This is a genomic window from Rhodopila sp. (genome assembly GCF_965277825.1).
In the GTDB taxonomy this organism is placed as follows: domain Bacteria; phylum Pseudomonadota; class Alphaproteobacteria; order Acetobacterales; family Acetobacteraceae; genus Rhodopila.
The window spans coordinates 1,892,006-1,918,213 of the sequence record NZ_OZ255846.1; the positions used below are offsets into that span (position 1 = coordinate 1,892,006).

The following is a 26,208-nucleotide window of genomic DNA, read 5'->3' on the forward strand; positions in this document are numbered from 1 at the left end:
GTGCTGGATGATTGCAGCGCAACGACATTGCCGTGGTGATGGTGACCGCGGTCACGGCCGGCCGCAGGTTGGCACGGAGCTATTGCATTGCGTCCGTCCGCTCAGCGCTAGGAGCCTTGCCATGCTGGTTGCGTTACGCTCGCGCCGACAGATTGCACCGTTCACCCTGCACCGGCCGGTATCGGCGGCCGAGGCGCTGGCACTTCGCGCCGAACCGGGCAGCAGCGCCTTCCTGGCCGGCGGGATCGACCTGATCGATTGGCTGAAACACGGCCATCCGGTCGACCGGGTGATCCGCCTGGACGGCATTCCGGGGCTGACCGACATCGCCGGGGACGCGACGTCGCTGCGCATCGGCGCCATGGCGACCCACGCTGCCATCGCCGCCAGCCCTCTCATCCGCCAGGTTTTGCCCGATCTGGGGGCGCTGTGGCTGGGGGTCGCCAACCCCAGGGTCCGGTTCACCGGGACGATCGGCGGCAATGTCATGGCAGGCAAGCCGGACTATGACGGGCTGCCGGCGCTTATGGCTTTAGGCGCGGAGGCTGACATCGCGATGGGCCACCCGATCAACATCGATGGGCTGGGTGCGGGATCGCTGGTCAGCGGCTTCGTGGTTCCGGAGCCGGCACGCCTCCGGCTGTTCGCCGACCGTTCGCTGCGCCCGGCGGTATCGGTTTGGCTGAGCCTTTCCGAGGCAAACGGTCGGGTCGCGGCGCTGCGGGTGGCGGTTGTGATGGCTCATCCCAAACCGGTCTGCGTCAGTCTGCCGGTCGATCTGCCGGTCGCCTCACTTGGTGCAGCGGCGGCCGCGATCGCCGACCAGGTTGCCGGTAGGCTGCCCGAACCCATGAGCGACGGCAGGGCTGGGGCCACCTATCGCCGCGGCATGGTAAGGGTCCTGACCCGGCGGATCTTGCTACGAGCCGGAGACAGCGCATGAGCACTCGTGAGCGCAGCTACACGATCAACGGCGTGACCCGTCGCCTTGTTGTGGCTGACGAGCAGACCCTTGCCGAGATGCTGCGTGAGCAGCTTGGCCTGACGGGGTGCAAGGTGGGCTGCGACCAGGCTGTCTGCGGCGCCTGCACGGTGCTGGTGGACGGCATTCCGGTGACTGCCTGTGCCTGCTTCGCTGCCATGGTCGAAGGTGCCACGATCGAGACGATTGAAGGGCTTAGTCCGCGCGGGCAACTCGACGCGGTGCAACAGGCGTTCGTCGAGTGCGGCGCGGTGCAGTGCGGCTTCTGCACTGCCGGCATGATCATGTCGGTGCATGCGCTGCTGCGGCGCGACGCCAATCCCGACGAAGCCACCATCCGCCATTGGCTGGAGGCGCATGTCTGCCGCTGCACCGGCTATTCGGCGATTCTGGACGCGGTGCGGATTGCGGCGCGGCGCATGGCGCGGGAGGCCGCGTGATGGAGGGCTTGATCCCGACCGCTCCAGCCGCGGCGCGCGACCGGGTTACGGGTAGCACCACCTACAGCTTCGACGTGGCGCTGCCGCATATGCAGCACGGCAAGCTGCTGCGCAGCCCGCACGCCCATGCCCGCATCCGGCGGATCGATACGGCCGCCGCGCGGGCGATCCCTGGCGTGACGGCGATCCTGACCGGCGCGGATACGGCGGGGCTCGCCGACCCATTCTATGGCGTGGGGCTGCGCGACCAGCCGGTGATCGCGACGGATCGGGTGCGCTATGTCGGCGACACCGTCGCGGCGGTTGTTGCGGTGGACGAGCTCACGGCGTTCCAGGCGGCACTGGCGATCGTTGTCGACTATGAACCGCTGCCGGCGCTGATGACCCCCGAGGCAGCGTTATTGCCAGGCGCGCCGGCGTTGTTCGATGCGCCGGCGGGTGGGATGATTCCGCCGGTCGGTTCGGCGTCCAGCAATGTCGCCGAACCGGCGAACAACGTGCTGAGTGAATACAACTTCGGCTATGGCGATGCCGACGCCGGTTTCGCTGCTTCGGCGCATGTGTTCACCGATCGCTTTGCCTTCACCCGCATCCATCACTTCCATCTGGAGCCGCACGTGAACGTCGCGCGATGGACGGGCGATCGGGTGGAACTGTGGTCGTGCAACCAGGACCCATTTGTCATCCGCGCCGATATCGCCCGCGTGTTCGGCATGCCATTGCACAGTGTCTGCTTCCACACGCCGGCGGTGGGTGGCGGCTTCGGCGGCAAGTCCTATTGCAAGATGGAGCCGCTGGTGGCGCTGATGGCTCGTGCCGCCGGCGTGGCGGTGCGTTTGGGGCTGACGTTCGACGAGAGCATGCTGACGACGACCAAGCACGCTGCGGTGCTGACCCTGACGTCGGGGGTGGATGCGGGTGGCCGGCTGACGGCGCGGCGCGCCGATATCGTGTTGGACGGCGGTGCCTATTCGGACGCCTCGGTGACGGTCGCGATCAAGGCCGGGTATCGTATCGGCGGTCCGTATCGCTGGGCGGCGATCGACAGCAAGGCGCGCATCGTGCGCACCAATTGCATCCCCGGTGGATCGTTCCGTGGCTTCGGTGGAACGCAGGCATCATGGGCCGGCGAGCGGCAAATCGACATGATCGCGCGGCGCATCGGCGTCGATCCGCTGGCATTGCGGATGCGCAACTTCCTGGCACCGATGGAGCCGTTCGCGCCCGGCGACAGCGGCATGGACAGCGATCTGCGGGCCGGCATGACCGAAGTCGCGGAGCGTCTAGCCGTCAGCGGTGCCTGTCCGCCGGACCGCGGCCGGGGTTATGCGGTCGGGCTGAAGGATGCGGGGGGCACCGGGAACCACGCACAGGCGATCCTGAAGCTGACCCAGGGCGGCGAGGCTATGCTGAGTGCGGCGGTCGTGGAGATCGGCCAGAATGCCGGTGCCGCGTTGTGCCAGATCGCCGCCGATGTGCTGGGGTTGCCGGCGCACAACGTCGCCTATGCACGGATCGATACCGATCATACGCCGCCGGACAACGGAACCCATGTCAGTTGCGGCACCATCGTCACCGGCCTGGCGGTGGAGCAAGCCGCGCTGGAGGTCCGCCGGCAGCTTGTCGGTTTTGTAGCGGAACGTCTTGGCTGTTCGCCCGACGCGGTCACTTTGGACGGCTGGACCGCTCGGGTTGGCAATCATGTGCATGCGCTGGAGCCGATGATCCGCGGCCATTACGGTGGCATCGGCTGGGAGTTTGTCGGTCGTGGTGCCTTCAAGGAGCCGTATGACACGACTGCTCCGTTACTTGCAAGAAACATGTGCTGGATGCCCTGCTGGTCGGCGGCGGAGGTGGAAGTGGACCGGGAGACCGGCCGCGTGACGGTCCACCGGCTGATCGTCGGGGCGGATGCGGGCCGAGCGGTAAGCGTGCAGGCGTGCCATGGGCAGATCGAAGGGGCGGCGGTTCAGGCGCTGAGTCAGGCGATGTTCGAGGAACTGCGCTACGATGGTCCGAATCCGGAAAACGCGACCCCGCGAGGGTATCGGGTGGCTCAGGCCTGTGATCTGCCGCTGGATTTTCAGAGTGTGGTGTTTGAACACGGCCTGGGCCGTGGCGTTGGCAAGCTGAAGGGGATTGGCGAGGCCGGCATTCTAGGGATCGCCGCTTGCATCGCCAACGCCATCGAGGACGCCTGTGGTGCCCGGCTGACGAGCCTGCCGTTCACGCCTGAAAAGGTGCTGACGGCGCTGGAGGCTGCGGCGTCAAACCCGCCGTCCCGGATCTGATTGCGCCGTTGTGTTTTTCGCTTCCAGTGGGGGTGGAGCCTGGCTCTTTCACGCGGTAGGGGATGGACGTGACGCATGGCCTGCGCGCGTCGGCATGCGCAACTGTTGAGTAATTGACGTAGCCGCATAGCGCTGTAGTATTGCGGCGTGATGAAGCTCGGCTTCTTCTCCGGTAAGCAACCGAATGCGGTGAGGCCGCCACAGGCTTGTTCGGTGAGACTGGTTCTGCTTCTCTATCATTTTCTGAATGCGGACTTATATTTATTGCTGGCCGCCGCAGTACCGACGGGTCAGCTTTGGGGTGTGCCGCAGGCAGGCTTAATTGTGCGACAGGGGTTCGTTTGCCTCAGTTTCCCCTTCGTCGGGGCATTTGCGGAGGGATTCAATGGACTGTACATGTTGGTCCAGTGCCAGCAAGCGTAGGTTCGGATCCTGGGGCAGGGCAGAAATCGCATGCAAAATGTAGCTCTCGACCCGAGCCAACCGGCTGTTCTCAGCTTTCACGCGATCTTCAGTGTTTGTGCCCGCTGGGCGTTGCCGCAACACGCACCGGATCGCTTCGCGTGCCTTTTGACATTCACGCAGAGTACGTTTCAGTGAACGTTCTCCTTCCTTGATCGCTGTATCCATTACGGTTCTTGGCACAGGAGCCTCCGCCGGCAACGGGTCATCCTGCTTACACTGCCGTGGTCCCGGGAGACAATCTCTAGCAATCTCCCGGCACTGCTCCGTAATCTCCACTGGCTGGCGGTGCCGCGAAAGGAGATCGTACTTTTGGTGTCCGCCCTGCGCACTGGGGACAAGTCGGTTGAGCGCATTCAACCGGCCCTGGAACCTGCCGCTTGTTCGGCGCGCTCCTGCGACTGGGTTGGGCCAGCACGGCGCCGGTCTGCCGGGGTCAAACAGCAACGGATCGTGCGTGACGGGGATTTGGAGGGCTTCGCCAAACAGGGCTCGGTGACAGTCGAAGCCATCCCGGGGGCAAGACCCAAAAGATCCTGGCACCGCAGGCATCCGTCTTTGCGCTTAATCATTTATATTCAGTGTTGTGTTGAATAGCTGACACGACCGCGTGACATCCACCTAGATTGCCTTGACGGGAAGAGTCACTTTGCTAAAACGTGGCCAAATAATGGCGTCTGATCCATCATTTTGATATATGCTTTGACTTGCTTTGGTGCCTGCCCGATCAATCTTGCTTATGCTATGTTATCAGCTAATTGTACCTTATTTAGGGTATTGATATAGCCGTTCTTTTAATTCGTTGAAATTTGACCGAAAGAACCCCGAAATGCCGTGTGTGGGTAGGCGTAAAAGGAGTAAGTCTTATGGCGCGCGCAAATCTTTTGAATGATGCTGCGGCACCGATGGCACACTCTCCCGCCTCGGGCAGCGCTCCGGCTGGTGATATTGCCGGTGAAAGCGTTACTGTAGCAACCCAGGTCTCGCAGCTTGCCAACTTCAAACCGCGCGCTCGAAAGTATCACAATATAGTCCCCGTTGTTCTGGTCGATAGAAGCCCGCTTCTACGTGCCGGACTGAGGCGGGTGTTGAGCGGAAGCCGTTTCCGCGTGACGGCAGATTACACCAGCCTTGAAGACGTTCCGCCGGAGGGATTTGGTCTGACGGCAAGTATTGTCATGTTAGGACTTGACCGTGATGTGGATGCGGTCTTAAGAACTGTTCGGGCGCTGAAGGAGCGTCACCGCGAGCTCCGCGTCGTCATGCTCAGAGAGCGGCTGGATCCGGAACAGCTTGTTGCCGCAATCGAGGCCGGGGTCGCCGGTTATCTTTTGCGCGACGAGGTCAGCCCGAATACAATTTTGAAGTCCCTTGAAATGATCCTGGCCGACGGGGTCGTCGTTCATCAAGGGTTTACCAAGTTTTTGGGTATTACGGCACAGCGTGTAACTACGGTGTCAATAGATGCGCCGCTTGCAGACCAGTCCAACATCCTAGAGTCGGTCCGGACGTCGGCGGTCGTGTCAGACAGCACAACACCAGCGAACAGCGATCTGGCACGTTTATCGGACCGTGAACGTCTGATCTTGAACCACCTAACACTGGGTGCATCAAACAAGCAGATCGCCCGCTCGTTGGATGTCGCTGAGGCTACCGTCAAAGCCCACGTCAAGAGTCTGCTGCGCAAGCTCCGTATCACCAACCGGACTCAGGCCGCGATGTGGGCGATTAATCAGGCTCGGCTGGTTGAGTAAGCTCCTACTCCGCAGTACCTTGTTCATGTCGGCTCAAGCCTCCAACTCGCCGGATCCGCACCAGCGCACCGATCTTCAGCAGCTTGTGTAGGATCGTGCCGCGCGTGGCGGCGGCAAACCGGGTTGCGTCAGGCCCGGTGTAATCCGCCAAGCAGAGCATAGGCTAGCGAGGCAAACCGTAGCCGGAACTGGTTGGCTCGCATGGGCGCTCCCGAAGTGCGGTCGGCCGGCAGCTCGGGCTGGCCCTTCTTGATGCGGTCGTCCATCTCGCCCCAGGCACAGTAGATCGTCTCGGACAGCTCTTGCATCGGCGGCGGGCAGCAAGGCGACGTTGAACCGCAAATTGGCTTCGCCATGATCCGTTGTAAGCGTCGCGCCAGCACCACAGGGCGCTAAGCCGAACTGATCGTCGCTGGCATGCACGCCGGCTTCCAGTTCCACGGCAGCGGCGTGTGCAATTCGTTCCGCTTGGTTTGTCCTGATACGATGCGTTCAAGGACATCGGTCGACCAGGCCAGCGGATCGAGTTTGTTCAGCTTTGCCGTCTGGATTAGCGTTGCGGCCAGCGCCCAATGTTCGCCTCCACTATTGGCGCCGGCGAACAACGCGTTTTTTCGTCCAAGGGCAACCGGGCGCATGGCCCGCTCGACAGTGTTGGTATCAAGCTCCAGGCGACCGTCATCCAGGAACAAGACCAATCCGCTCCAGTGATTGCGCGCATAGCGGATGGCCTGGGCAAGGGCAGAGCGGCCGGAGATGCGGTCCAAGGTCTCTGCCAGCCAAACCTGCATCGGCCGCGGATATCGGCTTCGACCGCATACAACTCGGCGATCCGCTGCAGGGCTTGCTCGGCGAGCGGCAACTTCGTTGCAACGTGGATGTTGTAGAACTTGCGCCGCGTGTGCGCCCAACAGAACGCCAGTTGCACCCCATCATCCGCCGCTGCCTTCACCAGACTGCCAAACCCGGCATAGCCGTTGACCTGAAGCAGTCCGCGGAAACCTTTCAGATGGCTGGCCGGATGCTCTGCCTTGCGATCCTCGCTATAGGCATAAGCGGCAACCGGGTGGCCGGGTCCCTGCCAGGGGCGGTTGTCGACCGCATAGCACCAGAGACGTCCGGTCTTGGTGCCGCCGTTGCCGGGGTCGAGCACGGGCAATGTCGTGTTGTTGCCACCGCTGGAAAACTGACCCACCCCGCCGGTTGAAAACTGACCCATGTGTTTAGTGTGGTGCGCTTTGCCGGAGGGACCTGTGGTTCTGGCGGAGAGCGCGATGGAGATCCGGATTTTGAAGCGGCAGGGCTTGAGCGTGCGGGAGATTGCCCGCCGTACCGGCGTGTCACGCAACACAGTGAAGCGTTATCTCAAATCGACGGAGGACCCGGGCTACACGGCGCGTCCAGCGGTTGAGGGGAAGCTTGACGCCCACAAGGTGTTTTTGTCGGAGCGCATGGCGGCTGCAGATCCGGATCGGGTTCCTGGCATCGTGCTGCTGAGCGAATTGAGGCTGCGTGGCTACACCGGCGGGATCACCATCCTGCGTGAGCATCTGGCATCCTTGCGGCCCGTGGCGGTTCCCGACCCGGTTGTTCGGTTCGAGACCGAGCCAGGTCGGCAGATGCAGGTCGACTGGGCGGTCATGCGCCGCGGCGCGGATCCGCTGTCGGTGTTTGTCGCGGTGTTGGGTCACAGCCGGATGGCCTACGTGCAGTTCGTCACCGACGAGCGGCTGGAGACGCTGATCGCCTGCCACGAGGCGGCGTTCGCATTCTTCGGCGGCACGCCGCACGAGGTGCTGTACGACAACATGCGCACGGTCGTGATCGGCCGGGATGCGTATGGTCCGGGCAAGCATCGGCTGCAACCGGGGTTCCGCGACTTCGCCCATCACCATGGTTTCCTGCCCCGACTGTGCCGCCCGTACCGGGCGCAGACCAAAGGCAAGGTCGAACGTTTCATCCGATACTTACGCCACAGCTTCTGGGTGCCGCTGGACAGCCGGTTGCGTCCGCTCGGCGTCAAGGTCGATGCCGCGACGGCCAACATCGAAGGCCGCAAGTGGCTGCGCGACACGGCAAATGTGCGGCTGCACGGCACGACCGGGCGGGCTCCGGCGGAGCTGCTTGCGGAGGAACTGGAAAGGCTTTTGCCGCTGGCGGGTCCGTGGCAGGGCGATGTACCCCGCTCGGCGCCTGTTGTGTCGATCAGACAGCCTTTGGAGACCATCACGATCCAGCATCCGCTCAGCGTCTATGAGGCTCTCCTGGCCGCGCAGGCGGTTCGGTGAATCTCCAGCACGAGCGGCTGACCCAACTTTGCCTGGACCTGCGGCTGAGCGGGGTTGCGCTGAGCTACGCCGCCGCGGCGCAGACCGCGGCCGCGACCGAGGCATCCTTCACCGACTTCCTGGAGACGGTGCTGCGCGGAGAGTTGGAGACCCGCCGGGCCCGGGCGCGGACGATGCTGTCGCGGGTTGCAGGCTTCCCGGCGATCAAGACACTGGACCAGTTCGACTTCGCGTTTGCGGTCGGTGCGCCGAAGCAGCAGATCCAGCACCTGGCAGGACTGGGCTTCATCGATCGCGCGGAGAACGTGATCCTGCTGGGACCATCGGGGGTCGGCAAAACCCATATCGCCATCAGCCTGGGGTACCTGGCGACACAGGCTGGGATCAAGACGCGGTTCATGCCGGCGGCCGATCTGGTGCTGTTGCTGGAAACCGCGCAGCGCCAAGGTCGGTTAAAGGAAGCCTTGCATCGGGCCGTCTCGATGTATCGGCTGCTGATCATCGACGAGATTGGCTACCTTCCGCTGTCGCGCGATCAGGCGAACCTGCTGTTCCAGGTGGTCGCCAAACGGTATGAGCGCGGGTCGATCGTGCTGACCTCGAACCTGACCTTTGGCAGTTGGGATCAGGCACTTGCCGGGGATGCCGTGCTGACGGCCGCCATGCTCGATCGACTGATGCATCACGCGACCGTCGTGCAGATTGGCGGCGACAGCTACCGGCTGCGCGACAAGAGGAAGGGCGGCATCATGCCAAAGTCCGCGCCTCACCCACCGTCACAGGTCGATGCGGCAACTACGGCTCTCCCAGGGCCGATCGCCGAGAACCGGCCGAACCCATGATCCCGCCGTCGGTCGCCGACCTCAAGCCCGGCGTCTGCGACGCCCCGCTGCGCGGCTGCGGGGCTTGACCTCGGCGCCCAACAGCGAGGCAGGCTTACATGCCGTAACGCACCACTGCGTCCTGAGGCAGCCGGGTGGGTCAACTTTCAACCGGCGCCCCACGCCACCGGTGGGTCAGTTTTCAACCGGCGTTGACAGTGTCGTCAGCAAACACTTTGGGCGACGATAGAACGGTGCTCAGCATCAGCTCGTGCAGAGGGGCGAGCCACCAGCAGGCACGACCTACCCAGTTGCACAATGTGGAACGATCCAGCTCGATGCCCTGACGGGCAAAGATCTGCGACTGCCGACACAGCGGAAGATGGTCGCCGTACTTGCCGATCAGCACCTGCGCTATCAGCGCCTCGGTCGCCATGCCGCCGTCGATTGGACGGTCGGGTGCGGCGGCCTGAACGACAGCATTTTCGCAGACGCGGCAGCCGTAACGCGGTCGGCGGATCAGCCGAACCCGGAACTGAGCGGGGACGTAGTCCAGCATCTGAGCCTGGTCTTCGCCGATCCGATGCAGCGAACCGCCACAGCAGGCGCAGGCTTTGTCTTCCACGTCGACAATGACGCCGACCCGCGGCAAATGGGCGGCCAAGGCGCCGCGATTGCGCTTGGGCGACTGAGCACGCGAAGGAGGGGGCTCGCCGGCAGATGGCCTAGTCTTCGCTTTGCTCGCCGCCTCCAGGCCGGCCATCTTCTCGGCCACGGACTGTTCCAGATCCTCGCTCGCCTGTCGCACCGTCTCGTCGGCCAGCTTCTCCGATCGGCGGCCGAAGCGATTGCGCTGCAGGCCAGCAAGTTGAAACTGCAGCCGCTCGATCTCGGCCAACGCCGCGCGCAGGATCGCTTGCAGCGCGGCGGGATCCTCGGGCAGGTCTGCGGGTGCTTCGAACACCCGCGCAGGCTGAAACGTCGTTGCAAATCGGGTCCAATGAATCTGGCGTGAGCATCGCCGTCAACTCGCCAGTTCCGGACGCCGGGCGCGAGAAGGCATGCGCCAGTCGATGCATTCCAGTAACATCGAGAGCTGGGCGGGCGTCAGCGATACCCGCCCGATGTCGGTGACCGGCCACTGGAAGTGGCCTTTGTCCAGACGTTTGCTGAACAGGCAAAGACCCTGTCCGTCAAACCAAAGCAGTTCAATCAGTCCGCCACGTTTGCCGCGAAAAGCGAACAAGGTGCCGCTGAAAGGGTTCTCTTGCAGCACCAGCTGGGCCAGCATCGCCAGTCCGTCCATCCCTTTGCGCATGTCGGTGTAGCCGCATGCCAACCAGACACGCGCGCCCGATGGCAGAACAATCATCCGCGCAGTGCCGTCAGCACACGGCGCAAGGCACACGGATCGATCCCGGCGTCGACGCGAACCGTCGTGCCGTCGGACAGCGCGATCTCGACCAGACCCGGCCGCGCTGGGATAGCCAAGGGCGCCACCGGCTGAGGTGCCACTTCAACGCGGGCAAAGCGTCCGAACGCTGCATCAGGCTGCGCCGCCCTCAGGGCGTGCCGCCAAGTATAAAGTTGACCCGTGCTAATGCCATGTTGCGGCGTAATGTTCGTGGGTGATGCCCCAGGGGCTAGGCTCTGAGCCGCGATCGTCTGCTTCTGCTCGATTGTCCAGCGGCGCCGGTAGTCCGCGCGGGATCAAATCCACCCGAAGGGTCGGAGCGCTCTTACGACTGGTCGTATGGGCGCTCTCTGCTGATGCCACTGTCTCGGCAGGGGTCGCGTCCGTGTCCATAAGGGGAGGCAACCATACTCAACCCCTGGAAAGCCATGTGGATGCCGCGCAACGCTTACGATCCATTCCATATTATACCAGCCGCCCTAGACACTGACTGTTGCCCACTCCCTGGTGCCAATGGATCGAATTCGATCTGGATCATCGACCAGCCAGTTCCAGGCCTCTGCGCAAGCCTCGAGGATCTCGTCGTAGCTGTCCCATACGCAGGCGGAGAGTTTGTTGGCGCGAAGGTAATCCCAGACATTCTCCATCGGGTTAAGTTCCGGGGCGTAGGGCGGCAGCGGCAACAGCACGATGTTGTCGGGCAGCTTGATGTCGCCGCCGCGCTGATGCCACCCGGCGCCGTCACAGATAATCGCCGCGATCGAGCCGGGCGCGACCTGCGTGCTGATCTCGGCGAGGTGCAGGTTCATGCATTCCATGTTGGCGGCTGGCGCGATGATCGCCGCGCCGACACCGCGTGCCGGACAGATCGCGCCAAAGATGTAGGCGGTGTCGTGGCGGTTGTCGCGCAGCATCGGCGGACGCGAACCGACCGGCGCCCAGACATAACTGAGCGAGCCTTTCTGCCCGACCCTGGCCTCATCCTGGAACCAGATCTCCACCGGCGTGGCCGCGGTGCAGCCGTTCAGGGCTTGCTTCAGGCTGGCACCGAAGTTTTTTTAAAAGCCTCCTGCGCCGCCGCATCCTTCCTGGGATGATACGGCCGCGGCTGCAGCTGGGTGAGCTTCAGTTTGTGCAGCCACTTGCCGATCGTGCGTTCGGGTACGGTGACCGAGAACCGCCTTGTCACCTCGGCGCGCAGATCGACACAGCGCCAGCGGATGACCTTATGGATGTTCGGATCAGGCCCGGCGATCACCAGCTCGCGCAGTTCCGCCATCTGCGCCTCGCTCAGTTTGGCGCGCGCCCCCGGTGGCTTGCGCGACACCAGGCCGTCAAGGCCGGCATGGTTATAACGATGCACCCAGTCGCGCAGGGTCTGACGGTCCATGCCCGCCTGGCGCGCGGCATCAAGCCGCGAGACCCCGTCGTGGATCATCGCGATTGCCAACAGCCGCCGGGCCTGGCCGGCGTCGTCGCTCTTCGCCGCCAGGGCACGCAGTTCCGCCGGCGCGTGGTCGATGCGAGTAATTTTGATCGCTGCGCTCATCGCGTCCTCCAATGCAGCGAATCGATGCCGCAGCGAGAGCGAATCGTACTTTCGCGGTCTTGAGAATCGGGGGGCCGAGAAATCTAGCGAGAGTCGTCTTCAGTGGCGGCTGGTATTAGTAACTATTTGATCGCGTCGGCGTCGGCCGCAATCTTGGCCGAGCGGGTAGCTTAGCGCGAGGCGGTTGAGTGTGCGTTTGCCGGCCAACGCCGCGCAGTCGCTGCGTCGGGCGGCAAGCTTGCCGGGCACACCGCAACCACCGGATCAGGGCGCAACTTGTTGAAGTGGATCGGTCTCGGCCGTCAGGGGGGGGCCGTCGTCGTCACACATCGACGCTCGGGTTTTCTAGGACGGCACGTTGTTTGACATTTTACAACAAATCAGGCGGACAATTGCGTTTTCTATCGGTGATCGAGGATTTGACAGAACGACACTAGAGTGGCCGATGAATGATCCGACAGCGAACCTCACTTGTCTTAGCCGTTTTGATACTGCAGCAATAATCGATGGCTGCTTGCGAAGGTGCATGAGATTTGCTCGCGCGACACGCAAGCAAGCTCAAGACGCGCAGCCCGGTGGCACGTTGTGGCACTAGGAGGCGGCAGGCCAGTTCGATAGGGCGACCTCGCCCGTTTAGAAGGCGTGCCCCGCTGGAGGCGCACAGTTTTCTGGCGCAAAGATTCGGTTTCCGTACCGGTTGGCCCCAGGCGATGGTAGGTGGCACGCAGTCCGGCCTGGGATCGGTTCATCTTTGGCGTTGTCCTTCGGCCCGGCGTCAGGTAGTGCCACATCTCGCTCGCGCCACTGCCCCGTCATTAGGGTTCGATGGCACCCTGACGCGAGATGGTCTCGACTGATCCACCCGCAGCAGTCGCAAGACGAGGTCTCGCTTGCGGACGGCCTTAGAGTCTGTCCGGAAAGTTTAGGCATCAGTCGGATCGAAGCAAGTTTGATGAAGGTGAGGGCGTTACGGCTCAGGTTCTCGAAATCCTTGGCCAGGCGTCGGCATCGGTTGAGCCAAGCAAGGGTCCGTTCCACGACCCAGCGTCTGGGTAAAATCTCGAAGCTGCTGGCAATATCGGAGCGTTTGACGATTTCCACCGAGAGCCGTGGCAGCAGCTTGGCCAGTTGCTGGCGGAATTGCGGGCCCCGGTAGCCGGCATCAGCGAACAGCTTTTTCAGGAACGGGAACAGCCCGAACAATGTCGCCAACACCAGCACGCCGCCATCGCGATCCTGGAGGTCGGCCGGGTGAACCACGGCGTGCCATCAACAAGCCCTCGGTATCGACCAGGATATGTCGCTTCTTGCCACTGACTTTCTTCCCCGCATCATACCCCTTGGGATCGATGCAGGCCGCGCGGTGTCGGCGCGGCGATCATCGCGCCAGCCGCCAACATGGAATGCATGAACCTGCACCTCGCCGAGATCAGCGCGCAGGTCGCGCCCGGCTCGATCGCGGCGGTGATCTGTGATGGCGCCGGGTGGCATCAGCGCGGCGGCGACATCAAGCTGCCCGACAACATCGTGCTGTTGCCGCTGCCGCCCTACGCCCCGGAACTCAACCCGATGGAGAATGTCTGGGATTACCTTCGCGCCAACAAACTCTCCGCTGGCGTCTGGGACAGCTACGACGAGATTCTCGAGGCTTGCGCAGAGGCCTGGAACTGGTTGGTCGATGATCCAGATCGAATCCGATCCATTGGCACCAGGGAGTGGGCAACAGTCAATGTCTAGGGCGGCTGGTAATGAGCCGTCAAGAAATCAAGGTCTAGCATCGTCCTCTGCTGGAAATCATGGCGCCTGCTTGAGCGACCGTGAGTATTGGCCAGCATTACCCCTTCGGTCTTGGCGTTGCAACAAAAAGAAATAATTGCTATGTTGCAAGAACCTAAGGAAAATGCAATACCAGGCGTCGTTTGTTGGGAGCTGTTATGAGCGAGTTTATACCAGTAGCCGCTAAGAATTCTGCAGCGTTTGCAAACACTCTTGGGGTACAGATCCATCTGAATTACAACGCCGCCTGGGGCAAACCGAATTCACCATATGCAAGCATAGCCACCGTACAGGCGGCGCTGTTATACCTTAACCCACAGGGTGTTGATACTGGTATCAGTACGGTGAGGGATACTGCATTCTACAGTAACGCACTTTCGGGTTTGCAGACGCTCGGCTCTGCGGGGTACAAGTTGGACTTGTACATGGGTTATGATGCGGCCCATACGAGCTATAATGCCGAGTATTCCTCGATGCAGTCCCTCATCAACTCCGGCTACGTGCGGGTAGTTGAGGGGGGGTTGGAAGTTGACGGGTTCGGGCTCGTGTCCGGCGACACTTACACGGCTCTGAGCGGAAAATCCTATACAGGTTGGCAGGCTGCCGTGGCGATGCAGCAGGATCTGTATAGCCAGTTTCATAGCAAAGTGCCGGTGGCTCTTTTCAGCTTGTCCATGCCGGCGGACGGCGCGGCAACAAGTGCCGCGGTGCAGGCAGCCTCGCAGCTTGGAACAAGTTTGCCATCTATCGCAAACTATGGAAATGTCCATTATTATCAGCATAATGGGAACGCTCCGGCAGCCCAGACAGGGGGCGAACTGGTTGGAACGGTTCAGGCGGAGACCGGTTATTCGGCGCCCGGGCCCTATATGATAACCGAAACTGGCTTTAACGACAGCAATCAATTGGGGATAAATTATTTCGGAACACCTGCAGTCAACGCGAAATATACCCTGGATCTCGTGCTAGACGCGTTCAAGGCGGGCAGTTCTCTAACCAGTATCTATGAACTGTTTGACGAGAATTACGGCTATTCTGGCGGAAACGCATTTGAAGATCATTGGGGGTTGTTTAACGCCGACGGTACGCCGAAGCAATCGGGCGTGGCGCTGCACAATATGCTGAATGTCCTCAGTGACAACGGCGCCAATGCTGCGAAGTTCACGCCCGGTTCGCTGAGTTACGGGATAACCGGGTTGCCCGCCTCCGGCAATTCCCTGCTGCTGGAAAAGTCAAACGGCGTTTTCGACTTGGTATTATGGAACGACGCTAATATCGATACGAATGGTTCGTTGTCTACAGCAGTGGCACAAAGCGTGTCCGTTTCGCTTGGCAACGCGGCATCTGTGCAGGTTTTCGATCCCATGCAGAATGCCGCGTCCGAAGCTGGAAAGTCGGATTTTGCTGCTTCGACACCTACCTTGCAGGCGACGGCGACCTACGAGAATGCTACGTCCGTGCAGATTTCGCTAACTGATCATCCGATTATCCTTCAGATTACTCCCTCAGCCATAACCCCAACCCCAGCGCCCACTCCCACCCCAGCGCCCACTCCCACTCGTACTCCAGCGCCCACTCCCACTCCTACTCCAGCGCCCACTCCCACTCCCACTCCCACTCCAACTCCCACCCCAGCGCCGTCACCGGACAATACGGTCCTCCACGCCGGATCGAACGGTGCGATAATTGACGCGAGTAGAGACGCATGGACCATCACGTCCACGGGCACTGTAAATGAAAATGGCAGACCGGCTGGCTATACTTACAACGTCAAGGAGTTGGCGTACGAAAAGGGCGCGATTTGGCAGGAAAATGGCGCGGGACTGTGGTGGCAGTGGTCCAATAATAGCTGGACCCCGACTGGGGGCACCAGCACAAGCCCGCTACCATCAACGGTCTCGACTGATACAATCAGTCTGGTGCTTTCGGGCGACTCCTATCAGGGCAGTCCACAATTTGTCTTGCTTATGGATGGCAAGCAGATTGCCGGTCCGACACCAGTCACTGCGTCTCATTCGACTGGGCAGGATCAGACGTTCAGTTTCTCCGGCCAATTCGGCGCGGGAAATCATACGCTAGGCATCAGCTTCGTGAACGACTTGTACGCTGGCACTGAGGTAACCGATCGTAACCTTTATATCGATCACGTCTCCTATAATGGCGCGTCCGTGCTAGGCCAGCCAGCCTCTCTCTATTCCAATGGTATCTACAACATTACCGTGCACAACTGAGGCAAGGGCGAACAGCCCGCTTGTGAAATGGATTTGCTTGGCCGGACAGGTGGCGGCTTGCACAAGCTCGGTTCCGAGCGTTTCAGGCTGCCAATCTCTCCGTCGACGGTATGCCATTTGCCTGGCCAGGATGAACGGGTCTCTGACCTTGGGAAATGGTTGCCAGGACCAAGGCCGGCGTAGACGGCCAGGCTTTGCAGTAAATACGCCAAGTCAAGCAGTCGCCAATACTTTAGTTCCTCTGCCTTCGACGGATTGGACACACCTCGTGCAACGTTTCGAGGCACGCGGCCTCGACCGCGGACAGGCCATCATTCAGCACAATGGTGAGGATTTTGAACCATTTGGCGATCGCAATCGCCGGTGCCCGAAAGCGTGCGGCGGACCCGTTCCAGCCCGGCGGCCAGAATCCAGCCCCCGACCGGGGGAACGTAGTGCCCGGGATCAAAAATTGTCTTGTCACGCCCGAAGTCGCAAAGTGATTGCCGACAACCCGATCGTCCTGATTTGTTCGCGGTCTCTCCTTCGCTGGCGTCACGAATGAAACGTGCGATATCGACCGATGTGGGGTTACGCACCGAGCGCCATCCAAAGGATCGGATTCGTGTGGCCGTTGAGGCGACCGATGTCCGATTGGACGGTCAGAGGTTTCTCAGGAAAGCTCCTCCAGCGCGACCTCAAAGGTTGGATCCCTGTCGCGCCGACCCACCCTGGTCAGCGTCCCCTGGTCAGCGTCCCCTGGTCAGCGTCCCCTGGTCAGACGTCGCACCCGGTGATGTTCGCTGTCGGCGATCAGCACGCTGCCGTCGGGGGCGGCCAGGGCACCGTGCGGGCGGCCCAGGCCGGAGGCGATGGTGGTTATGATCCAGCTCTGGGCATCGATCCGCCTGATGGCGTGGTTTTCGGTGTCCACCACGTAGATGTTGCCGCCGGCATCGACCGCCATTTCCTTCGGCGCGTCGAACACCGCGTGGCGGGCGTCGGCGCCGTCGCCGGCGTAGCCTCGGGCGCCGGTTCCGGCCACGGTCTGGATCACGCCGTGATGGATGCGACGGATGCAACTGCCTTGGCGCTCCATCACGTAGAGCGAACCGTCGGGGGCGAAGGCGACGGCGCGGGCGCCGAAGATGGCGGCCTCGGCGGCTGGTCCGGCGTCACCGTCGTGGCCGGGCTGGCCGGTTCCGGCGAAGGTTTCGATGGTTTGGGTGGTCAGATCGACCGCGCGCACGCGGTGTCCGGCGACATCGGCGATGAACAGACGGGACTGGTCGGGGCTGAGTGCCAGACCGTTCGGTTCGGGAATGCCGGCGAGCGGCGCGGGGGCGCCATCGCCGCTGGACTGGTCGGAACCGTCGCCGGCCAGGGTGGTGATGACGCCGCTGGTATCGATGACCCGAACCCGGCGATTGAGGCGGTCGGCAAGGAACACCTGGCCGGAGCGGTCGATGACGATGCCGTAGGGCTGGTTCACCTGGGCGTGCGCGGCTTGTCCGCCGTCGCCGCAATATCCGGCCTCGCCAGTGCCGCAGATCGTCGATATGACCGAGCTGACGGCATCGATGCGGCGGATGCAATGATTGTAGGTATCGGAAAAAACCAAGCTGCCTTCGGGGGAAAACGCCAGATCGAAGGGATTGTTCAGTGCTGCGGCAAGGGCGCTTGATCCGTCTCCGGAATATCCCTGCTGGCCGGTGCCGGCAACGTCGGTGACGGTCCACTCGGACGCGGATTGCGGGTTGTTCATGCGGAAGTTCCCCCTGCGAACCGGCACGATGGTTGTCGCCGCCATCATGTCAAGCGTAGGATCGATTGAATTGACCGACAGTTGGAGGAAGCCCGGATGGATACGCACGTCGCCTCGGAGAGCAAGCGCAGCAGCGTGGTCCGCGGCCTTTACGACAAGCTGGAGGATCGCTGCCTGATGCGCGACCAGAAGGGCGCCAGCGACGTGTTCTACGAATTGGTGCATGCCAACCGGCCGCTGACCGAGATTGTCGCCGAGGGCGTGCGGATCCATGCGCCGTTTACGCATGTGCCGTATCACGAGCGGATCGACGACGGGTATCCGAATTTTGTCAACAACGACCACTGCCTGTTGAGCGCGCGTGCGACGTTGAACCTGAACCGCATGCTGCCGCCGCATCTGGCGATGCTGCCGATGGCGCAGACCATTTGGTATATTCCGACCGGCCTGGATATCTGGAACCAGAAGATCGACAAGGCGCCTGGTCATTACACGCGTCACCGCGGCAACCAGGGCGAGATCGAAGCACCGCCGGCGCCAGTGGTGTTCTGGCCGGATCAGGAGCCGCTGGCGCAGAGCGGACCGTTGAAGGAACGGTTGAATAACTGGATGACGCTGGTGCATCGCGGCCAGGTGATCGAGGCGTATCGGCTGTTCCTGGGGCTGATGCAGAATCCCACCGAACGGCGCGAGGTGCTGGCGGAGATGGTGTTTGCCGGGCTGATGGATGTGCAGGACAGGCTGTTGCATAACCGTTCCTACACCACCGGCCACAAGGCCTATCGCGCCAGGTCCACGGTGGAGATCGGCAATGCGTTGGGGTGGGACCATGCGCATCAGGTGGTCTATGCCGGCGCGCTGGATATCGCGGTCGGGCCGCGCTGGTATTCCACTTATGAGGTCGCCTGCAACTACATCAAGATGATGATCGAGGGCGAGGCGCTGCGCGCGGTGCCGTATGGCGGGGTCAGCGACGCTGAACTGGCGATACTGCGCAACAATGGGCCGGTGAACCAGCAGGAGGCGGTTGAGCTATCGAACACGGTGCTGCGGCAGGGCGAGATCGAGACGCTGGAGGCGGTGACCAAGCTGCTGAAATCCGGCAAGGACCCGCGCCGCATCCTGGACGTGCTGCAGATCGCGGTCGCGCGGTTGGTGCTGGAGACGCGCGACCCGAACGCGTTCAACATGCCGCACCATTGCTACGAATATCACAACACACTGGCCTGGTTCTGGGACAATTTCGATCATCCGCGGCGGCTGCGGCTGCTGTATGTCGCGGCGATGTTCGCCAATCGGGTGGCGTACAACCAGCAGGGCCTGGGAGAGGTGCATCCGGTGTCTGCTCAGGTGCCATCGGGCGCCGGGTCGCTGAGCGCGGAGCAGATCCTGGACCGGGTGGATCATGCGATCGTTGCACTGCATGGCGATGAGGCGATCGGCTGGACCCAGGCGTACTGCGACGGCGGTGCGGACCGGGACCGCCTGGTGCAGCGGATTGCCGTGGCGGCCTGCAAGATGGGCAACGATCCGCACAACCAGGAGATCGCCCAGTGCATGCTGATGGATTTCGGCACCAACCGCCAGCCCGACCGTGACCTGCTGCTGCTGGCGGCGGCTTATCATACCGCGATGCACCGCAAGTACGGCGATCCGCAGGAGCCGTCACGTCGGTTCGGCCATGCGATGGGGCTGGCGGAACTGCACTGAGGCTGCGCGCTCGCGGGAGGTAATTCATGACAGTATCGATTCGACCAATCGATCCGGTGTCCCGGCCGTTTTTCGTGGCCGAGGTTTCGGGCATCGACATCACTCGCGCGTTGACCGCCGAGCAGGCTGGCGCGATCGAGCGGGGGATGGATCAGTACGGCGTGCTGGTGTTTCACGACCAGCGGTTCGACGACGATACGCAGTTGGCGTTCTCGGGCAATTTCGGTGAACTGGAGGAAGCCAGCGGTGATCTGAACTGGGGCAAGAAGCGGCGGATCGGGTCGGCGCTGGTGAACGACATCTCCAACCTGGACAACGACAACCAGGTGCTTGCGCGTGACAACCGGCGGCGGCTGTTCAGCCTGGGAAACCGGCTGTGGCACTCGGACAGTTCGTTCAAGGCGGTGCCGGCGAAGTTCTCGTTGTTGTCGGCGCGGCTGATTCCGTCGGCCGGGGGGAACACCGAATTCGCTGACATGCGGGCGGGATACGACACGCTGGATGAGGAGACGAAGGCGGAGATCGAGGATCTGGTTTGCGAGCATAGCCAACTGTATTCGCGGTCGTTGCTTGGGTTCGGCGACTTCACCGATGACGACCGCGCGCGTTTCAAGCCGGTTCTGCAACGTCTGGTCCGGCGTCATCCGTCGACCGGGCGGCGATCGCTGTATCTGGCGTCCCATGCAGGCGCGATCGTGGGATGGCCGGTGCCGGAGGCGCGGGCGCTGCTGCGTGACCTGATCGAGCATGCCACGCAGCGGCGGTTTGTCTATGCACATGCATGGCGGCAATGGGATCTGGTGATGTGGGACAACCGAGCCACGATGCACCGCGCCAGGCCGTTTGATGCGACGCAGGTGCGCGACATGCACCGCACGACGGTGGCCTGCGAACGCTCGACGATGGCAGAGGCGGCTTAGCCCCGGGTCTTTGCTTGACCGGGCCTTTGCTTGATCGGGCCTTTGCTTGATCGGCCTCCCGCGCTATCCATCCGGCAACGCCGGGAAGCGGGTCATTTGGTAACGCCGGAAAGCAGGAGAACAAAATGCGCGCATGGGCCGTGGTGGAAAATGGGCAGCCGCTGAAGGAAATCGAGTTGCCGACGCCGGAGCCGACCGGCAGCGAGGTGCTGCTGGAGGTGACGCATTGCGGCGTTTGCCACTCCGACCTGCATATCTGGGAGGGCTATTACGACGTCGGCGGCGGCCAGAAGATGTCGCTGATGGACCGCGGCGTCACGCTTCCGCTGGCGATGGGGCACGAGATCGTCGGGCGGGTGGTGAAGCTGGGGCCGGATGCGAAGGGGGTGAAGGTCGGCGACCTGCGCATCGTGTTCCCGTGGCTGGGCTGCGGCAAGTGCGATAAGTGCCTGGGCGAGGAAGACAACATGTGCTCGGTCGCGGCGCGCAGCCTTGGAGTTTACCAGAACGGCGGCTACGGCACCCATGTCGTGGCGCCGCATCCTCGGCACCTGGTTGATCCGGGCAGCATCGATCCGGCGGTGGCGGCCACCTATGCGTGCTCCGGTATTACGGTTTATTCGGCGATCAAGAAGGCGATGCCGTTGGCCCCAACGCAGCCGATCGTGCTGGTGGGCGCCGGCGGCCTGGGGCTGAACGCGATCGCCGTGCTGCAGGCTCTGAGTCACCAGAACATCATCAGCGTCGACGTCAGCGCCGAGAAGCGCGAGGCCGCGCTGAAGGCCGGTGCCACCAAGGTGGTGGACGGCAGCGGCGACGGGCGCGCGGTGACCAAGAGCATCGTCGAAGCGGCCGGCGGGCAGGTGCCGGCGGTGATCGATCTGGTCAACGGCACCGCGACAGCGCGTTTCGCGTTCGCCGCGCTGGCCAAGGGCGGCAAGTTGATCCAGGTAGGTCTGTTCGGCGGCGAACTGATGTTGCCGTTGCCAATCATGGCAATCAGAGCGCTGACGGTGCAGGGCAGCTATGTGGGCAATCCGAAGGAATTGCGGGAACTGGTGAAGCTGGCGCAGGACGGCGACCTGCTGGCGTTGCCGGTATCCAGCGTGCCGCAGAGCCAGGCGCATGATGCGCTGATGCGGCTGCGCGACGGCAAGGTCACCGGGCGACTAATACTGAAAGCGGAGGCGGCGTGATGCCCAATTCTGGTTCGCGCCGTTCGGTGGTGCTGAAACGACGGCCGCGTGGCGAACCGTCGTCGGCTGACTTCGAGATCCGCGAGGATGCCATCCCCGAGGCCCGCGCGGGCGAGGTGGTAACGCGGACACTGTGGCTGTCTATCGATCCGTATATGCGCGGCCGGCTGCGTGAGGAGCAGACCTACGCGGTGGCGATCCAGATCGGCGAGGTGATGACAGGGGAAAGCGTGGGTGAGGTCGTCGCGTCGTCGCATCCCGGGTTCGCCGCCGGCGACATCGTCGTGGGCTCGCGCGGTTGGCAGACGCATTCGGTGACGCCGGGCGATCAGTTGGTGAAGATCAGCCGCGGGGGGGCGCCATTGTCGGCCTATCTTGGCGTGCTGGGCATGCCCGGGGCGACGGCCTATGCGGGAGTGACGGAAATCTGCAAGCCGAAGCCCGGCGAGACGTTCGTGGTTGCCGCCGCGTCCGGGGCAGTGGGTTCGGTTGCCGGGCAGATCGCCAAGCGGGCCGGTGCGCGGGTCGTCGGCATTGCCGGTGGGTCGGAGAAGTGCCTTTGGGCGCAGGACAGCCTGGGGTTCGACGATTGCGTCGATCACCGCACGATGGACCTGGGGCGGGAGTTGCGGGCGGCGTGCCCGAACGGCATCGATTGCTACTTCGAGAATGTCGGTGGCGCGGTGCAGGCGGCGGTGTTCGAGCAACTGAATGCATTCGCTCGGGTGGCGATGTGCGGCATGGTTTCGCAGTACAACGAGCACACCATGCCGCCCGGTCCTAACCTGGGTTTCGTGGTCGGCAAGCGGATCCTGATCCAGGGCTTCATCGTTTCCGACCGGCCGGCCCGGATGACCGAATGGCGGGCGATGGCGGAGAAGCTGGTGGCCGATGGCAGCCTGGTTCACCGCGAGGATATCGTCGACGGGCTGGAGAACGCGCCGGATGCGCTGACCGGTATTCTGTCAGGGCGCAATTTCGGCAAGTTGCTGGTCAGGGTCTCGGCTGAACATGGGTAGAGCGGTTTAGGCATGATCCAAGCGCTGTGCGCGATCATGCCTTGGAGGCATGGGCGATGAAATTCGGCGCATCGATGTTCTTCACCGATTATTCAATGACGCCGACGGCGTTGGCACGGGCGCTGGAGGAGCGCGGGTTCGACACTCTTTGGGCGCCGGAACATTCGCACATCCCGCTGTCTCGCAAGACGCCGTTCCCGTTGGGGTCGGAGTTGCCGAAGCGCTACTACGACGTGATGGACCCGTTCGTGACGCTGACCGCGGCAGCGGCGGTCACGACCCGCTTGCGGCTGGCGACCGGGGTTTGCCTGATCACACAGCGCGATCCGATCCAGACCGCAAAGTTGGTGGCTTCGATCGACCAGGTTTCGGGCGGACGGTTCTTGTTTGGAATAGGCAACGGTTGGAACCAGGACGAGATGGAAAATCATGGCACCGATTTTTCGTCGCGCCACAAGTTGGCGCGCGAGCGGGTCGAGGCGATGAAGGCGATCTGGACCGAGGCGTCAGCGGAGTATCATGGGGAGTTTGTCGACTTCGGGCCAATGGCGGCGCGCCCGAAGCCGATGCAGGCGCCGCATCCCAAGATCCTGATCGGCGGCGCGTTTCCCTATTCCGCGCGACGTGCGGTGCGTTATGGCGATGGCTGGATGCCGCAGGTGACGGCAAGCGACAGGACCCCGCTGACGGAGTTGATCCCCCGGTTCCGCCAGATGACGGCGGAAGCCGGACGGGATCCGGCGGCGATGCAGATCGTGATTGGGGCACAGGCGCCCGATGCGGCGCTGATCGAGCGGTATCAGTCGCTGGAGGTGGATATGGTCTATCCCAGCCTGCCGTCGGAAACAGCGGAGACGATCCTCCCGATACTGGATCAGTGGGTCGGGGTGATGCAGCAGGTGAACGGTTCGCCGGATCAGGTGTAGGCCGCCTCGACCATGCGCCTGACCAATTCGGCGGCTTCATCGGCCTGGGTTTCTTCCGGTGGGCTAACGGCTGGGGGGTCGGGCTGGAAGGTCGGCACCTCCGGGATGTCGGCGCCGCGAGCCCGCCGCGGGGGGCGGTCTTTCTTGCGTGGCGTGGCTGCTCGGGGCGTGGCTGCTCGGGGCGTGGTTGCTCGGGTTTTTCTTCGCATGGTGTCCTGTCACGGTGCCGGCGGAAACAAGCCGGTTACCGTCAACCCTGGCGGGTCGAGCTGCAAGTCGCCATCGTGAACGATCCGTGTCAGGATCGTTCCGTCCAAGTTGCGAGCGTGATGGATGATCGCTCGATCCTCGGTGCGCACGATAAGGTAGTGATGCACCGATGGAAGGCGGAAATAATCCACCAGCTTCGCTCTTGCATCGCGGGTTCGGGGGGACGGCGAGAGAACCTCGACCACGATGACCGGATCGTCGAGTGTGATCGCGTCGGCTGGCGGGATTGGCCCGCAGCGGACCAGCGCGTCCGGCTCGTAGGTCGTTGCGGCGTCAATGGTGACGGCCATGCCGTCAGGATAGACTTGGCACGGAAGCGCGTCGCGGTCGACGGCGTCGGCCAGGCGGCGGGCGTCGTGGAACTTGGTCAGCGCGTGGGCGCTGCGTTCGGGGGCCATGGTGACGACCTGGCCGGCGAAGAGTTCGAAGCGGTGTCCCTCGGGCTGGCGCATCGCCCAGGCGACGAATTCGTCGGAGGTCATGCGGGAGGGGGCTGGATCGGACATCGGATCATGTTAGCACAATTCATCCTGGCGTGGGCGAGGTTCGGTCAGAACACCAGGCGTCCGCCGACGATGCACAGCACGGCCGCAAGCACGGACCGCAGCGCGGTTTCCGGGATGCGCCCCGACAGGTAGCTGCCCAGGATGATGCCCGGAATCGAGCCGACCAGCAGCGAGCTGAGCATCGTCCAATCGACCGAGCCCAGCCACCAATGCCCGACTCCGGCGATCAGGGTGAGCGGGACGGCATGGGCGATGTCGGAGCCGACGATGACCTTCATCGGCAGGCGCGGATAAAGCATCAGCAGCGCGGTCACCCCCAATGCCCCGGCGCCGACCGATGACAGCGTGACGAGCGCGCCCAGCACGATGCCGGTCAGTATGGTAAGCCGACCCGCTTGGCGCGGCGAGATCCGGTCCAGCGTAGGGCCCATCAGCTGCAGGAAGTGGGAGCGGAGGATCAGCGACAGCGCGGTCAACAACAGCATGATCCCGAGCACCAGCGAGATCACTCGACCGCTGGTGGGACCGCCGATTCCGAAATGCGCGATCGCCAGCAAGGTGATGACGGTAGCCGGGACGCTGCCTGAGGCCAGTCGGGCGACCATCCGCCAATCCACGGTGTGGTTCAGACCATGCACCAAGGTTCCGACCGATTTTGTCGCGGAGGCGTAAAGCAGATCGGTGCCCACCGCGGTGGCGGGGTGGATGCCGAACATCAGCACCAGGATCGGCGTCATCAATGAGCCGCCTCCGACTCCGGTTTGGCCGACCAGGAGTCCGACGACAAATCCTGAGACTACGTAAAGCGGGTTGATGGCGGAAAACAGATTCATTCGGGATCACCGGTTGCTATCTGCTCTTGGGATATGTGCCGTTCGGGGGGCACATGCCGTTTGGCTTGTGGCAGCCTATCACGCCGGCAGCGTTGCCTGGGAACAGCGCTTTGGTTCGGCTGTCGAGTGGCGTGGGACAAGGCAGGCATGACGCTACGCTGAGCGCTTGAGCTGTACGCTGGGCGCCTGTTATCTGTCGTCCACCGGCAGGTTCGCCTGCACCGATGGGCGGGCATTGAAAGTTTCGTGCCAGGCGGCCAGTTTCGGATGGCCGTCGCGCCAGGCCAAGGATGCGAAACGGAAATCCAGATAGGCCAGAGCCACGCCGATGGCGAGATGGCCGACGCTGAAACGGCTAGTCGAAAGCGCCTCGGCTTCGGGCTCGAGTGCGGCCGCGCAGGCGGCCAACTTGCAGCGCCACAGTTGCTTGTGCGGTTCGCTCTGCCGTTCAGGCGGCCGGAAGCCTTCGGCGAGCAGCGGCAGGGCGGTATCCAGCATGCCTTGTCCCAGCGCGTGCCGCCGCAATGCGGTCAGTCGGTCGGGCCAGGCTGTGGGGTAGAGTTTCGGGCCGTCATGCAGGGTGTCGAGGTACTCGATGATCACCGGCGAGTCGTAAAGCGCGGTGCCGTCCGGCAGTTGCAGCGTCGGGATCTTTCCGAGCGGATTGATCCGCATCAGTTCCGCATGCGGGGTGGTGCCGCCGGCTACCGTGCGGACCGTGCGGATACTATCATGGAGGCCCATTTCCGCAGCCGCGATCATCACTTTTCGCACGTAGGGCGAGCGCGGGGACCAATGCAGGATCATCGTCTGGTTCATTCGTGGACCTTCAGCAGGCATTGGGTCAGAGGTGTCTTGTCGCACGAGTCACCCGCCTTGAACGTTGCGTCCGGCGCGACCACGCCGAGGAATCCTCGGATCGGCACAGGGAGATTGACGTTGCCATGAACTGGATCGAAGTCAACGGTACCAGCCTAGGATGCGGCGGTCTTCGCCGCATTCCGAGCACGCTGGCTTGGCAACGATCCGACGAGCTTCGCGGCGATCAACCGCATGCTGGCGGCGGACAACATCGC

At 62.9% G+C, this 26,208-nt stretch carries 24 protein-coding genes and 3 pseudogenes; 13 read left to right on the top strand and 14 right to left on the bottom strand.

Annotated features, from left to right (window positions below; genetic code table 11):
• Positions 1 to 121 precede the first annotated feature (121 nt).
• From ACQY4T_RS09490 to ACQY4T_RS09505, 4 genes are all read left to right on the top strand, one after another.
• Positions 122 to 943 carry an FAD binding domain-containing protein gene (locus tag ACQY4T_RS09490; RefSeq protein ID WP_428540689.1) on the top strand — a complete coding sequence of 274 codons (822 nt, stop codon included), beginning with the start codon at positions 122 to 124 and terminating at the stop codon, positions 941 to 943.
• On the top strand, positions 940 to 1,422 hold the full coding sequence (locus tag ACQY4T_RS09495; RefSeq protein ID WP_428540692.1) for a (2Fe-2S)-binding protein: 483 nt from the start codon (positions 940 to 942) through the stop codon (positions 1,420 to 1,422). Before ACQY4T_RS09490 ends, ACQY4T_RS09495 begins: the two co-directional genes overlap by 4 nt.
• Positions 1,422 to 3,713: a xanthine dehydrogenase family protein molybdopterin-binding subunit gene (locus tag ACQY4T_RS09500; protein WP_428540695.1), complete on the top strand. Its 2,292-nt coding sequence runs from the start codon at positions 1,422 to 1,424 to the stop codon at positions 3,711 to 3,713. Before ACQY4T_RS09495 ends, ACQY4T_RS09500 begins: the two co-directional genes overlap by 1 nt.
• A 1,328-nt stretch (positions 3,714 to 5,041) precedes the next feature.
• On the top strand, positions 5,042 to 5,929 hold the full coding sequence (locus tag ACQY4T_RS09505; protein WP_428540698.1) for a LuxR C-terminal-related transcriptional regulator: 888 nt from the start codon (positions 5,042 to 5,044) through the stop codon (positions 5,927 to 5,929).
• A gap of 128 nt (positions 5,930 to 6,057) precedes the next feature.
• On the opposite strand, the gene ACQY4T_RS09510 is transcribed toward ACQY4T_RS09505, so the two are convergent.
• From ACQY4T_RS09510 to ACQY4T_RS09520, 3 genes and pseudogenes are all read right to left on the bottom strand, one after another.
• Entirely contained in the window at positions 6,058 to 6,237 is a 180-nt protein-coding gene (locus ACQY4T_RS09510; protein ID WP_428540701.1) for a transposase, read from the bottom strand.
• Positions 6,238 to 6,321: 84 nt separating this feature from the next.
• Entirely contained in the window at positions 6,322 to 6,696 is a 375-nt protein-coding gene (locus ACQY4T_RS09515) for an IS66 family transposase (protein WP_428540704.1), read from the bottom strand.
• 89 nt (positions 6,697 to 6,785) lie between these two features.
• Positions 6,786 to 7,148 (bottom strand): annotated as a pseudogene (locus tag ACQY4T_RS09520) (IS66 family transposase); the annotation flags it as partial.
• A 34-nt stretch (positions 7,149 to 7,182) separates the two neighbouring features.
• Between ACQY4T_RS09520 and istA the strand changes: the two are divergent.
• Both istA and istB read left to right on the top strand, forming a co-directional pair.
• The gene (gene istA / locus ACQY4T_RS09525) at positions 7,183 to 8,217 is read left to right on the top strand and encodes an IS21 family transposase (RefSeq protein ID WP_428538017.1); all 1,035 of its coding nucleotides are present in this window, start codon (positions 7,183 to 7,185) and stop codon (positions 8,215 to 8,217) included.
• Positions 8,214 to 9,059: an IS21-like element helper ATPase IstB gene (gene istB, locus ACQY4T_RS09530; protein ID WP_428531136.1), complete on the top strand. Its 846-nt coding sequence runs from the start codon at positions 8,214 to 8,216 to the stop codon at positions 9,057 to 9,059. Before istA ends, istB begins: the two co-directional genes overlap by 4 nt.
• A 181-nt stretch (positions 9,060 to 9,240) precedes the next feature.
• On the opposite strand, the gene ACQY4T_RS09535 is transcribed toward istB, so the two are convergent.
• From ACQY4T_RS09535 to ACQY4T_RS09555, 5 genes and pseudogenes are all read right to left on the bottom strand, one after another.
• Complete coding sequence (locus ACQY4T_RS09535; RefSeq protein ID WP_428540707.1) at positions 9,241 to 9,936, bottom strand: IS66 family transposase; 696 nt, start codon at positions 9,934 to 9,936, stop codon at positions 9,241 to 9,243.
• Between the two features lie 126 nt (positions 9,937 to 10,062).
• On the bottom strand, positions 10,063 to 10,410 hold the full coding sequence (gene tnpB, locus ACQY4T_RS09540) for an IS66 family insertion sequence element accessory protein TnpB (RefSeq protein WP_428540710.1): 348 nt from the start codon (positions 10,408 to 10,410) through the stop codon (positions 10,063 to 10,065).
• Positions 10,407 to 10,721, bottom strand: a pseudogene (locus tag ACQY4T_RS09545) (transposase); the annotation flags it as partial. The pseudogene ACQY4T_RS09545 and the gene tnpB, both read right to left, overlap by 4 nt.
• 210 nt (positions 10,722 to 10,931) lie before the next feature.
• Positions 10,932 to 12,001 (bottom strand): IS630 family transposase gene (locus tag ACQY4T_RS09550; protein WP_428531896.1). Its coding sequence is split into 2 segments (ribosomal slippage): positions 10,932 to 11,512 and positions 11,512 to 12,001, totalling 1,071 coding nucleotides; the frame shifts between segments, so codons are not numbered across the junction.
• A gap of 927 nt (positions 12,002 to 12,928) precedes the next feature.
• A pseudogene (locus ACQY4T_RS09555) lies at positions 12,929 to 13,358 on the bottom strand (IS5 family transposase); the annotation flags it as partial.
• A gap of 50 nt (positions 13,359 to 13,408) precedes the next feature.
• Here ACQY4T_RS09555 and ACQY4T_RS09560 point away from each other — a divergent pair.
• Together ACQY4T_RS09560 and ACQY4T_RS09565 are read left to right on the top strand one after the other, a co-directional pair.
• Entirely contained in the window at positions 13,409 to 13,738 is a 330-nt protein-coding gene (locus tag ACQY4T_RS09560; RefSeq protein WP_428540713.1) for a transposase, read from the top strand.
• A gap of 197 nt (positions 13,739 to 13,935) precedes the next feature.
• A complete protein-coding gene (locus tag ACQY4T_RS09565; RefSeq protein ID WP_428540716.1) occupies positions 13,936 to 16,008 on the top strand; it encodes a carbohydrate-binding domain-containing protein in 2,073 nt (690 codons plus the stop codon).
• Positions 16,009 to 16,319: 311 nt separating this feature from the next.
• Here ACQY4T_RS09565 and ACQY4T_RS09570 read toward each other — a convergent pair whose 3' ends face one another.
• The gene (locus ACQY4T_RS09570) at positions 16,320 to 16,586 is read right to left on the bottom strand and encodes a hypothetical protein (RefSeq protein ID WP_428540719.1); all 267 of its coding nucleotides are present in this window, start codon (positions 16,584 to 16,586) and stop codon (positions 16,320 to 16,322) included.
• A 164-nt stretch (positions 16,587 to 16,750) separates the two neighbouring features.
• Positions 16,751 to 17,752 (bottom strand): hypothetical protein, encoded by a 1,002-nt coding sequence (locus tag ACQY4T_RS09575; protein ID WP_428540722.1) that lies wholly within the window; start codon positions 17,750 to 17,752, stop codon positions 16,751 to 16,753.
• Positions 17,753 to 17,848: 96 nt separating this feature from the next.
• Here ACQY4T_RS09575 and ACQY4T_RS09580 point away from each other — a divergent pair, with 96 nt between their 5' ends.
• From ACQY4T_RS09580 to ACQY4T_RS09600, 5 genes are all read left to right on the top strand, one after another.
• Positions 17,849 to 19,462 carry a hypothetical protein gene (locus tag ACQY4T_RS09580; protein ID WP_428540725.1) on the top strand — a complete coding sequence of 538 codons (1,614 nt, stop codon included), beginning with the start codon at positions 17,849 to 17,851 and terminating at the stop codon, positions 19,460 to 19,462.
• A 26-nt stretch (positions 19,463 to 19,488) separates the two neighbouring features.
• Complete coding sequence (locus ACQY4T_RS09585; protein WP_428540728.1) at positions 19,489 to 20,382, top strand: TauD/TfdA dioxygenase family protein; 894 nt, start codon at positions 19,489 to 19,491, stop codon at positions 20,380 to 20,382.
• A gap of 125 nt (positions 20,383 to 20,507) precedes the next feature.
• Complete coding sequence (locus tag ACQY4T_RS09590) at positions 20,508 to 21,578, top strand: alcohol dehydrogenase (RefSeq protein WP_428540731.1); 1,071 nt, start codon at positions 20,508 to 20,510, stop codon at positions 21,576 to 21,578.
• Complete coding sequence (locus ACQY4T_RS09595; protein WP_428540734.1) at positions 21,578 to 22,597, top strand: NADP-dependent oxidoreductase; 1,020 nt, start codon at positions 21,578 to 21,580, stop codon at positions 22,595 to 22,597. Before ACQY4T_RS09590 ends, ACQY4T_RS09595 begins: the two co-directional genes overlap by 1 nt.
• Before the next feature lie 56 nt (positions 22,598 to 22,653).
• Positions 22,654 to 23,523 (top strand): LLM class F420-dependent oxidoreductase, encoded by an 870-nt coding sequence (locus ACQY4T_RS09600; protein WP_428540737.1) that lies wholly within the window; start codon positions 22,654 to 22,656, stop codon positions 23,521 to 23,523.
• Here ACQY4T_RS09600 and ACQY4T_RS09605 read toward each other — a convergent pair.
• The 4 genes from ACQY4T_RS09605 to ACQY4T_RS09620 form a co-directional block, all read right to left on the bottom strand.
• On the bottom strand, positions 23,514 to 23,732 hold the full coding sequence (locus tag ACQY4T_RS09605; RefSeq protein ID WP_428540740.1) for a hypothetical protein: 219 nt from the start codon (positions 23,730 to 23,732) through the stop codon (positions 23,514 to 23,516). The genes ACQY4T_RS09600 and ACQY4T_RS09605 overlap by 10 nt on opposite strands.
• Before the next feature lie 9 nt (positions 23,733 to 23,741).
• The gene (locus tag ACQY4T_RS09610) at positions 23,742 to 24,299 is read right to left on the bottom strand and encodes a Uma2 family endonuclease (RefSeq protein ID WP_428540741.1); all 558 of its coding nucleotides are present in this window, start codon (positions 24,297 to 24,299) and stop codon (positions 23,742 to 23,744) included.
• Positions 24,300 to 24,343: 44 nt separating this feature from the next.
• A complete protein-coding gene (locus ACQY4T_RS09615) occupies positions 24,344 to 25,132 on the bottom strand; it encodes a sulfite exporter TauE/SafE family protein (RefSeq protein WP_428540743.1) in 789 nt (262 codons plus the stop codon).
• A 189-nt stretch (positions 25,133 to 25,321) separates the two neighbouring features.
• On the bottom strand, positions 25,322 to 25,951 hold the full coding sequence (locus ACQY4T_RS09620) for a glutathione S-transferase family protein (RefSeq protein ID WP_428540746.1): 630 nt from the start codon (positions 25,949 to 25,951) through the stop codon (positions 25,322 to 25,324).
• Between the last annotated feature and the right edge of the window lie 257 nt (positions 25,952 to 26,208).

Excerpts from the sequence above, each read along its gene's own strand:
- ACQY4T_RS09490 (WP_428540689.1), top strand. The coding sequence starts at position 122 with ATGCTGGTTGCGTTACGCTCGCGCCGACAGATTGCACCGTTCACCCTG.
- ACQY4T_RS09495 (WP_428540692.1), top strand. The coding sequence starts at position 940 with ATGAGCACTCGTGAGCGCAGCTACACGATCAACGGCGTGACCCGTCGC.
- ACQY4T_RS09500 (WP_428540695.1), top strand. The coding sequence starts at position 1,422 with ATGGAGGGCTTGATCCCGACCGCTCCAGCCGCGGCGCGCGACCGGGTT.
- ACQY4T_RS09505 (WP_428540698.1), top strand. The coding sequence starts at position 5,042 with ATGGCGCGCGCAAATCTTTTGAATGATGCTGCGGCACCGATGGCACAC.
- ACQY4T_RS09510 (WP_428540701.1), bottom strand. The coding sequence starts at position 6,237 with ATGCAAGAGCTGTCCGAGACGATCTACTGTGCCTGGGGCGAGATGGAC.
- tnpB (WP_428540710.1), bottom strand. The coding sequence starts at position 10,410 with ATGATTGTTCTGCCATCGGGCGCGCGTGTCTGGTTGGCATGCGGCTAC.
- ACQY4T_RS09560 (WP_428540713.1), top strand. The coding sequence starts at position 13,409 with ATGAACCTGCACCTCGCCGAGATCAGCGCGCAGGTCGCGCCCGGCTCG.
- ACQY4T_RS09565 (WP_428540716.1), top strand. The coding sequence starts at position 13,936 with ATGAGCGAGTTTATACCAGTAGCCGCTAAGAATTCTGCAGCGTTTGCA.
- ACQY4T_RS09575 (WP_428540722.1), bottom strand. The coding sequence starts at position 17,752 with ATGAACAACCCGCAATCCGCGTCCGAGTGGACCGTCACCGACGTTGCC.
- ACQY4T_RS09580 (WP_428540725.1), top strand. The coding sequence starts at position 17,849 with ATGGATACGCACGTCGCCTCGGAGAGCAAGCGCAGCAGCGTGGTCCGC.
- ACQY4T_RS09585 (WP_428540728.1), top strand. The coding sequence starts at position 19,489 with ATGACAGTATCGATTCGACCAATCGATCCGGTGTCCCGGCCGTTTTTC.
- ACQY4T_RS09590 (WP_428540731.1), top strand. The coding sequence starts at position 20,508 with ATGCGCGCATGGGCCGTGGTGGAAAATGGGCAGCCGCTGAAGGAAATC.
- ACQY4T_RS09595 (WP_428540734.1), top strand. The coding sequence starts at position 21,578 with ATGCCCAATTCTGGTTCGCGCCGTTCGGTGGTGCTGAAACGACGGCCG.
- ACQY4T_RS09600 (WP_428540737.1), top strand. The coding sequence starts at position 22,654 with ATGAAATTCGGCGCATCGATGTTCTTCACCGATTATTCAATGACGCCG.
- ACQY4T_RS09605 (WP_428540740.1), bottom strand. The coding sequence starts at position 23,732 with ATGCGAAGAAAAACCCGAGCAACCACGCCCCGAGCAGCCACGCCCCGA.
- ACQY4T_RS09610 (WP_428540741.1), bottom strand. The coding sequence starts at position 24,299 with ATGTCCGATCCAGCCCCCTCCCGCATGACCTCCGACGAATTCGTCGCC.
- ACQY4T_RS09615 (WP_428540743.1), bottom strand. The coding sequence starts at position 25,132 with ATGAATCTGTTTTCCGCCATCAACCCGCTTTACGTAGTCTCAGGATTT.
- ACQY4T_RS09620 (WP_428540746.1), bottom strand. The coding sequence starts at position 25,951 with ATGAACCAGACGATGATCCTGCATTGGTCCCCGCGCTCGCCCTACGTG.